This is a genomic window from Thermogladius calderae 1633, from assembly GCF_000264495.1.
Classification (GTDB): Archaea; Thermoproteota; Thermoprotei_A; order Sulfolobales; family Desulfurococcaceae; genus Thermogladius; species Thermogladius calderae.
Genome location: NC_017954.1, coordinates 227503 through 242509, shown reverse-complemented (window position 1 = coordinate 242509; position 15007 = coordinate 227503). Strand labels below are relative to the sequence as shown.

Below are 15007 nucleotides of genomic sequence, written 5' to 3'. Positions count from 1 at the left end.
GCTTATGCTACTAGAACTTCTTCTTTAAGGATATGGTTATGTAGGAGAACACCCTCCCCTTAACCCTCTCGCTCCCTATCTCCACCTTCACCAGCTCGAGCCCGTCTCCAAGCCTGTGAACCAGCTCGTTGTACACGTCCACGGCTTTCGAGATGTATGGGCCCCTACCTTTCAGTAAAACGAGGCCAGGCCCTTCCTGGAAGCCTACTATAGCCTCTATAACGTAGTCGTCTATACTACCCCTCCTCACATTGATAACCTTGTTAACTTGGCCGGCAGACACGCCAGGTCACCTTATCTTGAGTTAGCTTTAGACACCCCTGTATTATATATTTTGCTGAAAGGATAGTCGTAGCTGTGAACCGGTGGTTCTACCCCTCCTCTTCTACTACAACCACTGTACTCGTCGGCCGATCCACTGTGGAAACCTGTGGTTTTACAGGTCTGTGTCAAGTGGATCACCTGGCCAGCTCACCCACCCCTATAATTCAACTGCAGGAAGTGCTGTCTTTGAAACGACCAGTATTATAAGTTTGTATAAAGTAAGACAAAAGAAAATTAAGAAGCGATAGTACAGTCGAGACTGAAATCTAGTAAGTAAATGTTTAGCTATCAATGATCCAGCCCTCCAGTGTTGGGTGTTTGAGGTGTTTATGATGGAACGTATGGGGAGAATAGGGGGGAACCGGCGGTTCGCCCCCATTGCTTCGACTGGGTCGCCTGTCCAGGTTAGGCTATGGTGGCGGCCTCGTATGCTGGTTTTAGCTGGCGTCGTATCAGGTTGTGCTTCTCCAGCTCGTCGACAACTCTACTGATCTCGAGGGAGGCGTAGGTGGACCCCTTGACTATGTCGTCGATAGTCCTCTCCATCCTCCTGGTCATATCGACGCTCACCAGAGACGGGTACTCCGATGACAGGTACTCGTAGACCTCTACGCCTAACTTCGTTGGCACAAGCCTCTTTTTCTTCTTCGTCTCTACGACGTAGCCGTGACGCTTGATACTCTCGATTATCTTCGCGTAGGTGCTGGGTCTCCCAATCCCAGTCTTCTTCATCAAGGAGACGACGTCGCCCTCGCTATACAGCGCGACTCGACTCCCCCTAACAACGCTCGACGAGGCTACCCCTACAGTGGCTACGTCGGCACCGACCTTGACTAGCCTGGGCTGTTGAATCAGGTTGAAGCCTTCCTCTACCACCTCTTCTATGAGTCTCAGCTCCGACAAGGTGAGACCGTCCAGGATAACAGCGTACTCCGACACAACAGCCTTGAAGGGCTTCATCTGGCTCGCGATAAACCGTCTGAATATGAGGTCGTAGATCCTTAGGTGGAGTCTCGTGATGGGCCTCGTCAACACAATGACGCCCTCCGAGATCGACCTCTCCAACATGTCGACGTCGAGAGGCCTTGTCGGCCTTATCGCCTCGTGGGCGCCACTACTGCCCCAGCTACTCGGGTTGGCCAGGTGAGACATGTTCCTAGACTCAAGGTACTTCAAGGCCAAGCCAATACCAGTCGACGACACGTGCGTTGAGTCGGTCCTGTGGTATGTGATCAAACCCATCTCGAACAGGTCTTGGGCAACTCTCATCGCGATCCCGGCAGTTATACCGATTTTCGACACTGCGGCCAGGTAGTCGTCTGTCGTGAAAGGTGGTGGGGGGTTGAAGACCTGTACAGCACTAGACCTCCTTACCAGTGTAGCAGACCTAGCAGAGGCCACTCTCTCAGCGACCTCCCTTTCGTCGAGACAGGCGTTGACCCACAGTCCGCCTTGGAGGTCTAGTTGAAGTGACACCTTCCAGCACTTTGACTCGTTGTACTCCCTCATTCTCTGTATGATGAAACCAAGAACAGGTGTCTGTACGCGCCCGGCCCCGAGATACCTGGCGTTGTACTTCTCCCACAAGTGAGTGCTGAGGCTGAAGCCGACGAGTCTGTCCAAGGCTCTCCTATACATCTCAGCCTCGACGAGTCTCTTCTCGACGCTCCTCTTGTTTTCTAGGGCTCTGAAGAACTCTCTTAGAGTTATCTCGTGCATCTCAACCCTGTACACCTTCTTCCCGAGATACCTTATCGACAGGTACACGTCGTACGCTATTTTCTCCCCCTCCTCATCTGGGTCGGTCGCTATGTACACCTCATCCACCTCCCGTGCGACTTTCCTCAGCGATGCTATGGTCTCCGAGGCGTCGCTATACACCCTGCTCCCGCACTTAGGGCAAGAGTCCCCGTAGGTGAACTGGGTCCCGCATATTAAACACTTCTTGATCGTCTCGTAGACGGGGGATATGGCGTCCCCGTAAAAGACGATACCGTGTAGACCTCGCTCTGGGTTGGTTGTGAGGTCGTACAGGTGTCCTCTGGTAGCCATTATGACTAAGTGGGTTACACGCCCATCTTTTATAAACGGGATCTCGTACACAGGCGTCCTGCCCACCACTCTCTTCAACGGCCTGCCGAAGAAGCTCGCTATCGTCTTTGCCTTGGTAGGTGACTCGACAACAACCAGTATGCTCTTGAAGCCGAACTCCCCACCCTCCCCTCTCCGCGAGGAGTCAATCAACTGGAGCTCTCTTCCTAGGTCTAGCTGGTCCAGCCTCTTGATCGAGAGAGCGTCGTTCGATATACTTTTAAGGCGTGCCTCCAGCCCTCTAACCACGTTCACCAGCTGGGCGTGCTCGAATATCACCGATAAGCCGTGTGTCATGCGGCCTTTGAGCATCCTACTAGCCCTACCTGTGGCTTGAATGTACGTCATCAGGTCTGGTATGAGTACGAGGACACCGTTTTCTGTGTAAGTGAGAGTGAGGGAACCTGCTTCGACCACCCCGCTCTTGGCTACAATCTCGTGAACAACCTCTACTAGCTTTTTCTTTATCTCGATGAGCCTCGAGACTATGTTTCTCAAGTAGTCGCTCAGCGAGTCGGGGTCAACTTTACCCTTGAGTACTTGGGAGACCAGCCTCAGCTCGCTCGGGGAGAGTTTTAACACGTAGGCTCTCAACTCCTGTATCACACTTCCAGCATCTACCCCTTTGTCCCGTGCAAGTATGGCGAGCCGGAGTAGGCCGTTCAGACTAGAGGCGTAGTCCTCCAGCTTCATCGTGAACAGTGGCGTGCCCAGGAAGACTATGTACTTGATCGCCTCTGGGGCGTCCACGCCCCTAACACTGACGCCGTAGTAGTTCGCGCTACCGTAGATCAAGTCGACCTCTCCTCTCCTGAGCTTCTCGATCGACGCGGGAGAGGCCTCCTCGACCTTTAGACCAGCGGCTGCCCCCTGCTTCAGGTTCCCGACGCACTCGTCGAAAAAGCCCCTGAGCGGGTGTCTGGGGCTGACGTAGACGATACCGCCTCTACCCAGCCTACTTACGATGTCAACTATCTCCTTGCACGACACCACGGGGAGGTAGGAGTCGGTTACGTCTCTCCCGTACACAGTCACGCCCGATATGTCAACTCTCAGTAGCTCTCTCAAGATCCTGGAGTACAACCCCTTCATCCGCCCAGTCGCAGACGAGAACACGACCTGCTTACCACCCACCTTGTTATAGGCTTCGTTTACTCTCTTCTCGAGCTCGACCAGCTCGCCTGCTAGCTTCATGTATCCCTCGTCGTCTCCAAGAGCCCTCGAGACGAGGAGCTTCCAAAGAAGGCTCATCTTAGCTTTCACTAAGGCCACCACGTCCTCGTCGAAGCCGACGATCCTGAGGAGCCTCACGATGTTCTTCTGGCTTCTGAGGAGGCTGTCGACGTCGTCTACTATCACGACGTCTACACGAGAGCCACGTAGGACGCTCTCGTACCTCGAGAAGAAGCTGTTGGTCGCTACCAGTATGTCGAAGGAGCCGTTCGCTATGTCACTTAATAAACTCTCGCGCGCCTTCTTCGACATTTTCGAGTCGTAGGCCACTACTCTCAGTTCGGTCTTCGACTTCTCGGAAACCTCCACTAGTTTATTGTACACCTGGCTGACTAGGGCCCTCGTCGGTACCAAGAACAAGACTTTTTTCTTGTACACGGTGGAAGAGTACACTGCGAAAACGGCGAGTAGGGTCGTTTTCCCTAGCCCTGTTGGAGCTATTATCGCCGTATTTTCTCCGCTCAGTAGCCTCATCGCCCACGCTCTTTGACCACCCCACATCGGAGACCCTACTGCCTTTTCGAAGAAACCGTTGAAGTCCTCTAACTCGCTGCTCAAGAAGGCTTCTAGACTACCCTCCAGGCCTTCCCGCCTAGAGCACAGCCTGCAAACACCAGTAGTCTCGAGTTCCTCAGAATAAGCGTCTCCGCCGCAAACAGGGCAAGAAGACGAGTACAGTGGGTTTAACTTCAGCATTTGCTTTAATGCCCCTATGTGGTTATACCGCTAGAAGGATTCGTTTAAAGAGGCGTGGTGCCGTATTACTGTGGTTCCTCCGCGTAGATAGTAAAGCTTTTATACGGTTCTCATAATGTTATAGATTTCAGCTATATACCTAAGTCAGAAAAGGGTGAAGGAAATGGCAGTCCAACCACAAAGTGCCAACACCGTGTTGGTAGGTAAGAAGCCCGTAATGAACTACGTAATAGCCGTACTAACCCTAGTACACCAGGGTATCAAAGAGATATACGTGAAAGCCCGCGGTAGAGCCATTAGCAAGGCTGTAGACACAGTCGAGATAGTGAGGAACAGGTTCCTGCCAGGCAAGGTCGACGTAGAGGAGATAAAGATCGGCAGCCAGACAGTGACCAACCCTCAGGGCAAGGAGAGCAGGGTCAGCATCATCGAGATCAAGATCAAGGTAAAGGAGTAAAGGACCGGTTATACGACATAGTTAGTAAACACTATTTTTAACGAGTGCCCATTAACAGGCCATCTTCGACCGCCTCCTCCTCATGGCCGAATACTTCTCGACGAGCCCCCTGAGGTAAACAAGGGGGTCTACACACCGGTACTCCAAGTCCCCGGCTTTAACGAGCAGGTTCCTCTTAACCAGCTTCCTCACTATGCTCAAAGCGGTCTTGTTAGGTAGGCAAAACCTGTCTTTCAGTATATCGACCGCCTCCCCTATGTTCAGGGGCTCTCTGCGGTCTAAGCAAAGGGCTATATACGACAAGAAGTCTCTTTTTTTGAGGAATTTAACTCTCTGCTCGTCCATAATTACCCCACGAGTCATGGGATTAGCCAACCCTGTATTAAAACAACGGTGGTATGTTGCCACGTGTACTAGCGGGCAGCGTGGTCTTGGAGACCTGGAGGCTAACTGTACGAGAGCTGGTGGCCCTTCTCAAGAGTGTAGATGACCAGAGTAGAGTTGGCGTTACGACTAGACCAGGCGTCATACTAGCGCGCCTAGGCGAGAGGGTAGTCGATGTAGCCATACCCCCCTTCGCCATTGTCATAAGCGGCGTGGACCCCGCAACTCTACCGGAGACGCTCTCGAAGACCCCTGTAGCCTACGTCACAGCCAGGGACACGTGGCTGGACCTGAAGTGGGTTAGCACGAGGACTCTACTAGCAGTCGCCGAGGCTCTCCAGGAGTGCGTACTGGAGAACAACTGCGGGGGGATTAGCCTAGACCAGAACATCGAGATCCGTCTAGGAGTTGTAGAAGAAGGTTGCCAAGAAGTATACGCGACAGGCTTCTACACGGCACCATACCACTACGCCGGTGTGAAACCTGGCCAGCCATACACAGGCGAGCCAGGGCTAGTCTCGGAACCAGGCGGGGTTAGGTTGCTTGAAGTGTCGGTTGGAGAGAAGAGGGTTGTGAACCTTAAGATACCCTCGAAGTGCAGAGAGAACGCAATGCTGTACTTCCTCAGCCTACTCGACGTCATCCTATACCTGGCCGACAGGTGAAGACGCGTTTAAAGGCTTGGTTGCAAAGGTATAGCCTGGATGAAGACACTTGCCCCCAGACGACGCATGGATGACGAAATTACCGCGATCTGACGCCTCTAGATCACTTTTATCCTTTTCCTGGCCTTCGACTCGACTACCTCGGTATACTCCTCGACTAGCCTCTTGATATACGGAGACAAGACACGCGGCTCTACTCTCTCTAACAAGCTCTTGAAGAACTTACTGGCACACTTGCTACTGTGGAACTCGAGTTTCAGGTCGCCGTACTGTACTACAATACCCTGCCCTTCCGGGAAAGGCCTTCCACACACGACACACTTATGCTTTACACTCGTTGAAACCCACCTCGACTAGCCTCTCGTATAAGGTTGTAGGAGTCTCGGTGTAGAGCCTGATCCTAGAGGACTTGGATCGAGGGTCTAGTAGTTCGATGAACCTCCTCTGCTTGTTGAAAATAAGGCAGAGGTTGTGGTCTAGTGCTATAAAGTTCTTGTTGTTTATCACGATACCCTTCCTATATACTGCGAAGCTATAGGGTATGATCAAGTTCACGTAGGTCATCTTCCTCGTGACGGCCCACCTCAACGAGTAAAGTATGACGAAGATGAAGGCGTACATCGTAACATAGTTCAGGAAATTGGAAAGCAACCTACTCCCCGTCACAGTAAGAAGGAGGCTCACCAACTCTACGCCGGCTAGCCCGTTGTAAAGCGAGTACAGGAAGATCGCCAGTATAGAGATTGCGATAGTTACCATGAGGAACTTGAATTGCTGTCCTAGGTCTTTGTTTAGGCCCGGGTCTGAGACCGCGACCTTCATGGCGTTAGACTCTTTGTATAAGGGGGTCCCAAGCTCGCTCGGCGGGGGCATTTTACCAGTTTTCATTGTGAACCTGTAGACGATGAATAAGACGAACATGTAGAAGACGAAGAATATCAGTAGACTGTACGCCGGTAGCAGGGTTGTCAAGAGGGCTATGACTATTATGCTGACGGCGTTGATCAGGATGCTGACGTGCCTCTTGGGCTGGCCCATCATCGCGGACACGCTAAGAACACTATTGGCTGGTAGATTAATAAATTTGGATAGTAATATTAGGTTGTGATGATGAGTCGCCACTTATCGGATTAGTGAAGACGGCTCGTGTTTCTGAAACCCGGTAACCAATTTAAGTGGTCTACTAGTGAAAGTAACTTTGGTGATGATAAGGGAGCCCTGATCGGTGAGGAGGTTATCCCTGCCTGATAGGGTGTAGCGTTTGGGGGCGACGCTTCTAGTCAAACTCTACATGGACGCTGTAAGCGAGGTCGCGCTCCCCAAGCTAGCCCGTGCTCTGAGAGAGAAGGGTTTTAGAGTCGAAGTACTTCCACCCGTCTCTTTAATAGCACTGCTGTCCGCGGAGATCGGGGCGGTTCACGACGTGATATACAAGGTGAAGTCCGCGGGCTCAACCGAGTACGTTAGGAGTGTGTGCCTTGAGTATTGGGCCAGGGCGTCAAAGTGCCCGTGTAACAAACCCCTCGTTAAGGTGGGAGACTGGGTCGCGTGTTCGGATACCATAGAAGGGACGCAGCTCTACATTAGATGTAGCCCTAAAGGAGTCTTGGTCAGAGTTGCCTTGAGAGGGTCGTTGAGAGACCTCGTGAGCCCTCCCTCCTCTATTTTCACCGTGTGTACTGAGAGAGAAGGCTTCGACAAGCTAATAACCTCGATAGGCAAGAGCCTTGAAGTCCTATCTTCTTACGTTAGGAGCCTGGCGTGAGAGGTAATCTCTATTAAGGCGTAGGCGGAGACTATGAACTAGTGATGAGCGCCCTATCCAACGACGCGCCAGGATGAAGACTAACGAACCCTGTCTGACAACGGTGGCTGAGAGCTCTACAACCCACTTTCATGGAGTACCTTCTTGAACCTGAGAGCGTCGTCGAACATGTAGACGTTGTTGAATAGTACGTAGACCTCCCTGTCTCTGTACTCGGATACAATGTTCTTCAGCTTCTCCAGGTCGCTGTCGGTGTACTTGTACCTGTAATTAACTTCACCAGGACCGATACCGTGGAGCCTGAAGTAGACCACGTCTGTATTCTCTGAAATCGGCCTGTTTCTAAAGGGGTCTACCACGTGCACTATACCGAACTCCTCGAAGATCCTGCGTAGCTCGTCCGAGTGGACCCACTCTCCTCTCGGCTCCCAGCCTAAAACGAAGCCCTGAGAGACCTCGCTCGCTTCACTGAAGAACTCCTTGACCCACCTCACGGACTCCTCGTTGAAGGGGAGGCTTGGCGGGGTCTGTAAAACTACGACCTTGGCCCCAAGGGCCTCCGCGACTCTCAGGGTCTCCTCTAGCGCCTCGAGGTTCTCCTTTGTCGGCTTTAACAAGCCGTAGTTCGCGAGGTCGCCCCTCGGCTTCTTCTTCATCCTCTTCCACGTGGGTGAGGTCGGGGGGTGTGTTATAGCCTGCCAGGCTTTCACGGTGAACTCGAAGTCTCTCGGAGCCTCGCTCCTGAGGTTCTCCGCCCACTCGACGGTGGGGAGGTCGTAGAAAGTGTTCTGGAGCTCGACTAGGCTCAGGGACTCGTAGTACTTCTTCCTCGCTTTAGGGAACCCGCAACAGCCTACCTTGACTACCATCACGGTTTACCCTGTGAACCACACGGCCTCGATGTTCTTGACGGACTCCAACATCTTCAGTTTATCCGCTATCAAGCTCGGCTGCTTTATGTCCGTCTTGGAGACGTCGACTATGATCTCGCACTCAGCGATATCGCCCCTCTTGATCACGACACACTTGGTCATCACAATATCGGCACCGTAGTCCGCCAGGTACTTCGTTATCTCGGCCAGCACTCCAGGCCTGTCCTCTATCCTCATCATTAGTCTAACCAGTTTCGCCGACACCGGGAGGGGTGTTATGACTATCTCCTTCTTGTCTCTGTCCCCGACCACCACCACGAACATGCCCTCCCGTATGTCGAGCGCCTCTCTAATTGTCAAGGGTATCGTGATCCTGCCTTTGGAGTCTACACGGACAAGCTCCTCTATCTTAACCATTCACGAGACCCCCTTTGCTACTTGTTTAATTTGTAAACGCCTTTTATAAGCTATAGCAAACAAACTGCTATCCAGAGCTGTGGCTTTCTACAGGGTTAACGCCCTTGGAAACTGGTCGGTGTTTCGCCACCCAGACTTCCACATCCTCCTACCGGACTAGCGGTCGAGCTATTGTTTAGAACGATGAAAAGACTGTTAATCATCCGAGCAAATTGGCTTTCCTGAACTTTAACCAGCCTATTACGAAGGGCACAACGATCCACAACACTGCCGAGACTACGACCAGTAACGGGTTAACGACGGACCCAACGCTTTTAGGCTCGATGCTGAGACCGTTGTGGATCCCGAAGTAGTACTGGGAGAAAGATGTCGGGCCCAGAGGCGAGAGGTAGTACGATATGTACGTGTTCACCCGGAGCCTCTCGTAGAGGCCAGGCCCTATCCCCTGCATTTGGGTCACCACGAACACTATGATCTGGTAGAGTATAGTGAATAGCAAGTACGCTGCCACGGCTAGCGCGATGTAGGCTCCTCCCCTGGTAGAGCTCGCGATAGCGTAGCAAAGGCTGTAGAACGCTATCAGGGAAGCGGCCAGCCCGGCGAAGAGCAAGAGGTAGGAGTACAGGTCGAAGTAAACCCCAATCAGGGCGTGCAGCGTTAGCATTGTTGATGCGAAGAACAGCAGGGACGACGCCAGAGCCACTAGTACGCCCGCTACAAACCTCGTTATGTAGACGTCCAGGCGGGTAATAGGCCTCGCTAGGAGGAACTCGAGGGAGCCCGACGACCTGGGCTTAGCCAGGTATACGTAGGCTAGGTATATCATCAGGATCGGGAAGAACGTCGAGAACGGGGCCAACCCTACCGTCCCGGCCAGGACGCCCGCCACGATCTTACTCATAGACGCACTCCTCACCGTGGACACCAACGGGTTAACGTAGCCGACTATGACGCAGCTGCTGTTACGCGCCACTAACAACACGTGTAGTGACCCAACTATGTCCTCGCCAGTAGTCGTCGTGACGCTCCGGAAATCCCACACTATTTTCTCGAGCTCGCTAGAGTTCCCAACATTAAACCTGACCAAGTTCAGGCCTGGCGCGACTTCGCCGAGGGGTATCAGGTAGGAGGCGAGGTTGCCGTAGTCAACTTTGTCTGGGAGACTTGTGGAGTTCGGTACCAGGTAGAGCTCGTAGGTTAAGTTGTCCCTGTCTAGTAGAAGGACCACAGATACAAGCTCGTACCTGCCCTGTCCGTGACTCACCAGTAAGAAGGCTGTATCAAGGTACTTGTCCGACAACGTCCTGCCTTGTAGTGGAGTCAGAATTATTACCCCAGGAGGTCTCGTTTGGGGTATTAACTCCTTAATAGGGATCGAAGTCTCGTTCAGGCAGTAGAACGCCCAGTTGGCTGGGGGGCTGAACGGGATTGAGCTCGCCACGTAGACGGTGTCGTTGTCGAGAGTGAATGGTCTACTATACGATGTGGTGAAAGAGTAGCTACCCGTCTTAGTCGTGACATCTACCTTTAAGTACAGGCTAGACTGCTTGTCAAACTGGCCGATCGGGCTAGTCAAGTTTTTGAACACGGAGATCTTGCCGTACCCAGTGACCACGCCGCTATCTAAGACAGTGGTCTCGGGTGGCGTATTAGGCTTGGAAAACGTGAAATTACCCAGCTCGTAGAATATACCCCCCTCCGTCAATTTGAGATCGGGCGTCAGCAGTAGCGCCTCGAGGTAGAACTGATTTCTAGCGGGGCTTACATACGAATATAGCGCGACGTAAGTAGTCCCGGGCGTAGTGGCCAGGGTGCTGGAGGTTAAGTAGGCGAGCCCTACCCCGGCTAGGACAAACAATGATAGTGCCACTACTACGGATAGTCTTAGAAGACCTCTCTTGAAGTCGTAGAGCACGGGGTTCACGGACTCTCGGCCTCCTTAATCAAGCTGAAGAAGAAGTCTTCGAGACTCCTCTCCTCCCTCCTAACCTCCAAAACGCCGACACCGTTCTTGACGAGCTCGGCGACGACCTCTTCCACGCTACCCGAGGGCCTCCTAACGAGGATCCTACCCCCTTCCAGGACGACGGGCTCGCCGAACCTGCCGAGTATCCTGAGCGTGTTTTCGTCCACTCTACTTAAGGCCAGGTAGATTCCCGGGCTAGCCTTGCTCTTGATCTCCTCCATCGCGTGTACGCCTATTATCCTACCCTTGTGTATGAAGACGACTCGGTCTGCTATGTCTTCAACCTCGCTCAGTATGTGGGATGAGAAGAGGACTGCTTTACCCTTCTTCCTGAACTCCTTAGTCAACTCCCTGAAGAAGGCGATCCCCTGCGGGTCTAGGCCGTTCAAGACCTCGTCGAGTATGAAGTTAGGTGGGTCGTTTATCATAGACACGGCTAGGGCAAACCTCTTCTTCATCCCCTGGGAGTAGGAGGACAGCTTCGTGTAGAGGGCGTTACCCAACCCGAACTCCTCGAGGAGCTCTCTGCCGAGCTTCCTAGCCTCTGTGCCAGTAATCCCGTAGTAGCCCGCGAGGTAGACGAAGTAGTCTAGCGCCCTGAAATCCGTCTCGAAGATAGGTAGCTCGGGAACCCAGCCGACTCTCCTAGAGGCGGCCCTCTTCTCCTTGGTCACGGAGTAGCCGTCTACAACGACGTCCCCGGAGTCGGGCGGCAGCACCCCGACAGCTATTCTAATAGTGGTCGTCTTACCGGCCCCATTGAGGCCGACGTACCCGACTACTTCGCCATTGGATACTTTGAAAGACACGTCCTCGAGAACCTTTTTGCGCCCAAAAGACTTGTGCAGGTTCAGAATCTCGATCGTCAACTGTGGAAGTCCCTGCGGAGATCTTACCTCACGCTGGGTATAAAAGTGTTGCCTCAGGGGCTAGCTGATGGGAGGAGGTATTATAGTGAGAGTTTTAACCGGGTAGTCTTTGAGCCTCTCTTTCCACATCTCGCCTAGCCCTAGTATCACTATTATGTCCGATATGGTCACCCTCGCCTTCTCGAGCATGTCTATTACAGCCCTCATGGTCTTACCCGAGTAGACGACGTCGGCCAGTATGAGGACGAAGTCTTTCCTACTCAGCATGTCCTTGTCCAGGTAGAGGGCCTCGGCCTCCTTCGGGCTCCTCACGACTATAGAGCTGAAGTACTGGACGCCCGGGTAGCTCCTCCTTTTGACCAGTATAATGGGCGCCCCCAGCTCCATCCCCAGGAGTGTGCCTAGAGGTAGCACGGACTCGGCCGTCACGACGATCTTAGTGATGTTCGTCGGGACCAGCTCTAGTAGTAGGACGATGGAGAGCAGCCTGATGACGTAGGGGTCTTTGAGGACCCTCGACAAGTCTATGAGGGTGCTCTTCTCGTGTTCTACCAGCTCTCGTAGTAGGTGGTTTATGTCTATCGAGAGAGTCAGCTTCGAGAGTATGTTGACGGCCTGCTCGTAGCTGGGTATTATGTTCCCTCTCACGTACCTGCAGAGAACGGATTCCGGTATGCCCGTGAGCATGGAGAGGTCCTTGTAGGACAGGTTGATCTTCAGGAGTCGTAGCATCTCGTTAGCTAATAGCCTGATCTTCATCCTGTTGGCCTTCGTTGTACCGTAGACTCTGTTAATGTTGCTCATCATTTGAGATACTTCGCTGTCGAGGGGTTTTCTCACGACTATCGAGGTTATCGAACTCCTGACCATGCTACCGACCTTCTCGTCTATGATAACTTTAATACGGCTAAATAAAAACTTATTCAAAGTGGGATGAGTGGGGTCTTAAGTACCGACCTTGATGAGGAGAAACCCACGCTACGACCGGTGGGTTGAACTGGTCGAGTTAAAGTTCGACGAGGCGTTTACAGAGCTCGGTATCAGGGTCGAGACGGTATACGAGAAGTTCCTTGAGAGCGTACTAGAAGGGCTGGACTACGTCCTCGTCTGCGGCTCCTGTAGCGAGTGGGAGTACTGCGTGGTCTCCTCGATAACTTTCCAGGGCGACTACTTCGAGGTCGGCGTGAGGGGGGCTAGAGTCTCGGTGAGCGAACAGCACCCATTCGATAAGCTGGTCGAGAGGCTCTTCGCGCTTTCGCGGACCATCGTGAAAAAGGGCAGTAGAGTGTACTTCTACCTCACCCCCGAATTCGCCAAGCCGGCGCGGCTCATGCTCTGCGGGGACAAAGAGCCCTCTGATATAAGAGTCGAAGAGGCGTTATTTGAGGAGAGAGAATTTATCGAGGGCGGGAGGGAGTAGTGGTCTTAGTCAGAGCGAGCAAGTGGCTCAGCGAAGAGGACTTCCAGGAGCTACTCAAGGTAGCTAACTATATCGGTAGAACGGGGGGCAGCGTCTCCTTCGAGATCGACGTGGACAAGGCGGTATCGAACGGCTACACTTTCGAGGACGTCCTCAACCTGGTCAACGACCTCCAGCTAGAGGTCGAGGGATCCATAGAGGAGCTGAAACGCGAGTTCGATAAGTTCCGTGTATCGGTGGATTACGACTCGTTGTCCGGCTACGTCCTGTTTCGAGTACCGCTGGGGGTCGTGGGCAGGATCAAGGACAAGCTGAGGGAGATAGGTGCTAGGAGACTCGGCGTGCAGAACGGGCTTGTCGTGTACAGGCTACCCCCCTACATGCTACATACAGCCCGGATGGTCGTGGAGGCGTCGGGTTTATCCATCGAGGACAGGCAAGCTTTGACCGCCAAGAAGGAACTACCCTTCAAGCCCGAGCTCGTCAACGTAAAGCTGAGAGACTACCAGGAAGAGGCTCTCGCGAAGTGGCTCGAGAACAAGGGCACCGGTATTATAGCCCTGCCGACGGGGTCCGGGAAGACGGTCATAGGGGTGGCGGCCATCACGAAGATCTCCGAGAGGACCCTCATTGTTACCTACACGAAAGAGCAGGCTGTCCAATGGAGAGAGACGATACTGAAGTACACGAACACGCCCAGCCACATGGTAGGCCTGCTCTACAGCGAGGAGAAGAGGATAGCACCCATCACGATAACAACCTACCAAACAGGCTTCAGGATGATCAAGGAGATAGCACCGCAGTACAGCCTCTTAATAGTAGACGAGGTGCACCACCTGCCCGCGGACAAGTTCAGGTTCATCGCCGTCCACGCCGTAGCGCCCTACAGGATGGGCTTGTCGGCTACACCATACAGGGAGGACGGGAGGCACGAAGAGCTGTTCCCGCTACTCGGGGGAGTAGTGTACTACAAGACGCCCGGCGAGCTGGCTGAGCAGGGTTACCTGGCGAGGTACGTGGTCTACACGGTGAAGACCAGGCTCCCTCCCAACGAGTGGAAGGAGTACCTCGAGTTGAGGACTGTATTTGAGAAGTACGCTGCGGGCAGAACGTTTGAGCAACTAGTGGACGACGCGTCTAGAGGGGACAAGTCGGCTGCCGAAGCGCTCAGGGTCCACAGCAAGATCAGGGGGATCCTCGCGAAGTCTAAGGCCAAAATAGAGAAGGCTGTTGAAATCGCCAGAAGCGAGCTCGCGAAGGGGGGCAAGATCATAGTCTTCACACAGTACGTCGAGCAGGCCGAGGAGTTAGCGAAGAGGCTTAACGCCTGGCTGCTGACAGGCGAGACGCCCGGGGAGGAGAGGAGGAGGGCCCTCGAGGAGTTCAAGTCTGCGAAGTCGGGTATACTCGTGGTCACGACTGTAGGCGACGAGGGGCTGGACATACCCGATGCGAACGTCGGTATAATAGTCTCCGGCACGGGGTCTAGGAGGCAGTTCGTACAGAGGCTGGGCAGGATCCTGAGACCGAAGCCCGGTGGTGGCGAGGCCAGGTTGTACGAGATAGTCCTGGAGAAGACGAGCGAGGAGTTCCAGGCGAGGAAGAGGAAGAGCACCGGCTTAAGCGACTTCTCCTAGCTCTTCTTAACCTTCGCCCTAATAGACTCGAGCAAACTCCTGTCTATACCCATTTTCCTAACGATCTCGAGCACCTTATTGTAAGCCTCCTCGTCGCTGGACGCCTCCACGTTGAAGACTATGTTCGTGCCCGACAACGCTATCCTGTACCTCGTCTTACCCAGGAAAACGTACTTTTCGACCAAGACTAGGTCGCTCTTCGACACCTCGC

The 15007-nt window shown here is 53.4% G+C and carries 16 protein-coding genes; 5 read left to right on the top strand and 11 right to left on the bottom strand.

Annotation, left to right across the window (positions count from 1 at the left end):
* Positions 1-10 precede the first annotated feature (10 nt).
* A complete protein-coding gene (locus TCELL_RS01295; RefSeq protein ID WP_048162869.1) occupies positions 11-283 on the bottom strand; it encodes a DNA-binding protein in 273 nt (90 codons plus the stop codon).
* 446 nt (positions 284-729) lie between these two features.
* Positions 730-4344, bottom strand: coding sequence for a reverse gyrase (gene rgy / locus TCELL_RS01290; RefSeq protein ID WP_014736923.1), 3615 nt, complete (start codon positions 4342-4344; stop codon positions 730-732).
* Between the two features lie 163 nt (positions 4345-4507).
* On the opposite strand from rgy, the gene albA reads away from it, so the two are divergent.
* Entirely contained in the window at positions 4508-4801 is a 294-nt protein-coding gene (gene albA / locus TCELL_RS01285; RefSeq protein WP_048162867.1) for a DNA-binding protein Alba, read from the top strand.
* 51 nt (positions 4802-4852) lie between these two features.
* On the opposite strand, the gene TCELL_RS01280 is transcribed toward albA, so the two are convergent.
* Positions 4853-5146, bottom strand: a complete 294-nt coding sequence (locus tag TCELL_RS01280) for a hypothetical protein (protein ID WP_014736921.1) — start codon at positions 5144-5146, stop codon at positions 4853-4855.
* Positions 5147-5202: 56 nt separating this feature from the next.
* Between TCELL_RS01280 and TCELL_RS01275 the strand changes: the two genes are divergently transcribed.
* Complete coding sequence (locus TCELL_RS01275; protein WP_048162865.1) at positions 5203-5850, top strand: hypothetical protein; 648 nt, start codon at positions 5203-5205, stop codon at positions 5848-5850.
* Between the two features lie 98 nt (positions 5851-5948).
* On the opposite strand, the gene TCELL_RS01270 is transcribed toward TCELL_RS01275, so the two are convergent.
* Both TCELL_RS01270 and TCELL_RS01265 read right to left on the bottom strand, forming a co-directional pair.
* On the bottom strand, positions 5949-6164 hold the full coding sequence (locus TCELL_RS01270) for a hypothetical protein (protein ID WP_014736919.1): 216 nt from the start codon (positions 6162-6164) through the stop codon (positions 5949-5951).
* Between the two features lie 7 nt (positions 6165-6171).
* Complete coding sequence (locus TCELL_RS01265; RefSeq protein ID WP_014736918.1) at positions 6172-6891, bottom strand: DUF2208 domain-containing protein; 720 nt, start codon at positions 6889-6891, stop codon at positions 6172-6174.
* 220 nt (positions 6892-7111) lie between these two features.
* On the opposite strand from TCELL_RS01265, the gene TCELL_RS01260 reads away from it, so the two are divergent.
* Entirely contained in the window at positions 7112-7615 is a 504-nt protein-coding gene (locus tag TCELL_RS01260; RefSeq protein WP_014736917.1) for a hypothetical protein, read from the top strand.
* A 116-nt stretch (positions 7616-7731) separates the two neighbouring features.
* Here TCELL_RS01260 and TCELL_RS01255 read toward each other — a convergent pair whose 3' ends face one another.
* From TCELL_RS01255 to TCELL_RS01235, 5 genes are all read right to left on the bottom strand, one after another.
* The gene (locus tag TCELL_RS01255) at positions 7732-8484 is read right to left on the bottom strand and encodes a DUF72 domain-containing protein (RefSeq protein ID WP_014736916.1); all 753 of its coding nucleotides are present in this window, start codon (positions 8482-8484) and stop codon (positions 7732-7734) included.
* A 6-nt stretch (positions 8485-8490) separates the two neighbouring features.
* Entirely contained in the window at positions 8491-8904 is a 414-nt protein-coding gene (locus tag TCELL_RS01250; protein ID WP_014736915.1) for an ACT domain-containing protein, read from the bottom strand.
* A 199-nt stretch (positions 8905-9103) separates the two neighbouring features.
* The gene (locus TCELL_RS07285; protein WP_014736914.1) at positions 9104-10828 is read right to left on the bottom strand and encodes an ABC transporter permease; all 1725 of its coding nucleotides are present in this window, start codon (positions 10826-10828) and stop codon (positions 9104-9106) included.
* Entirely contained in the window at positions 10825-11739 is a 915-nt protein-coding gene (locus TCELL_RS01240; RefSeq protein WP_014736913.1) for an ABC transporter ATP-binding protein, read from the bottom strand. The genes TCELL_RS07285 and TCELL_RS01240 overlap by 4 nt, the downstream gene beginning before the upstream one ends.
* 60 nt (positions 11740-11799) lie before the next feature.
* On the bottom strand, positions 11800-12609 hold the full coding sequence (locus tag TCELL_RS01235; RefSeq protein WP_048163528.1) for a phosphoribosyltransferase: 810 nt from the start codon (positions 12607-12609) through the stop codon (positions 11800-11802).
* A gap of 91 nt (positions 12610-12700) precedes the next feature.
* Here TCELL_RS01235 and TCELL_RS01230 point away from each other — a divergent pair, with 91 nt between their 5' ends.
* Both TCELL_RS01230 and TCELL_RS01225 read left to right on the top strand, forming a co-directional pair.
* Entirely contained in the window at positions 12701-13159 is a 459-nt protein-coding gene (locus TCELL_RS01230; protein ID WP_014736911.1) for a hypothetical protein, read from the top strand.
* Complete coding sequence (locus TCELL_RS01225) at positions 13159-14796, top strand: DEAD/DEAH box helicase (RefSeq protein ID WP_014736910.1); 1638 nt, start codon at positions 13159-13161, stop codon at positions 14794-14796. The genes TCELL_RS01230 and TCELL_RS01225 overlap by 1 nt, the downstream gene beginning before the upstream one ends.
* On the opposite strand, the gene TCELL_RS01220 is transcribed toward TCELL_RS01225, so the two are convergent.
* Positions 14793-15002, bottom strand: coding sequence for a hypothetical protein (locus tag TCELL_RS01220; protein ID WP_238529048.1), 210 nt, complete (start codon positions 15000-15002; stop codon positions 14793-14795). The two genes, TCELL_RS01225 and TCELL_RS01220, sit on opposite strands and share 4 nt — an antisense overlap.
* Positions 15003-15007 lie beyond the last annotated feature (5 nt).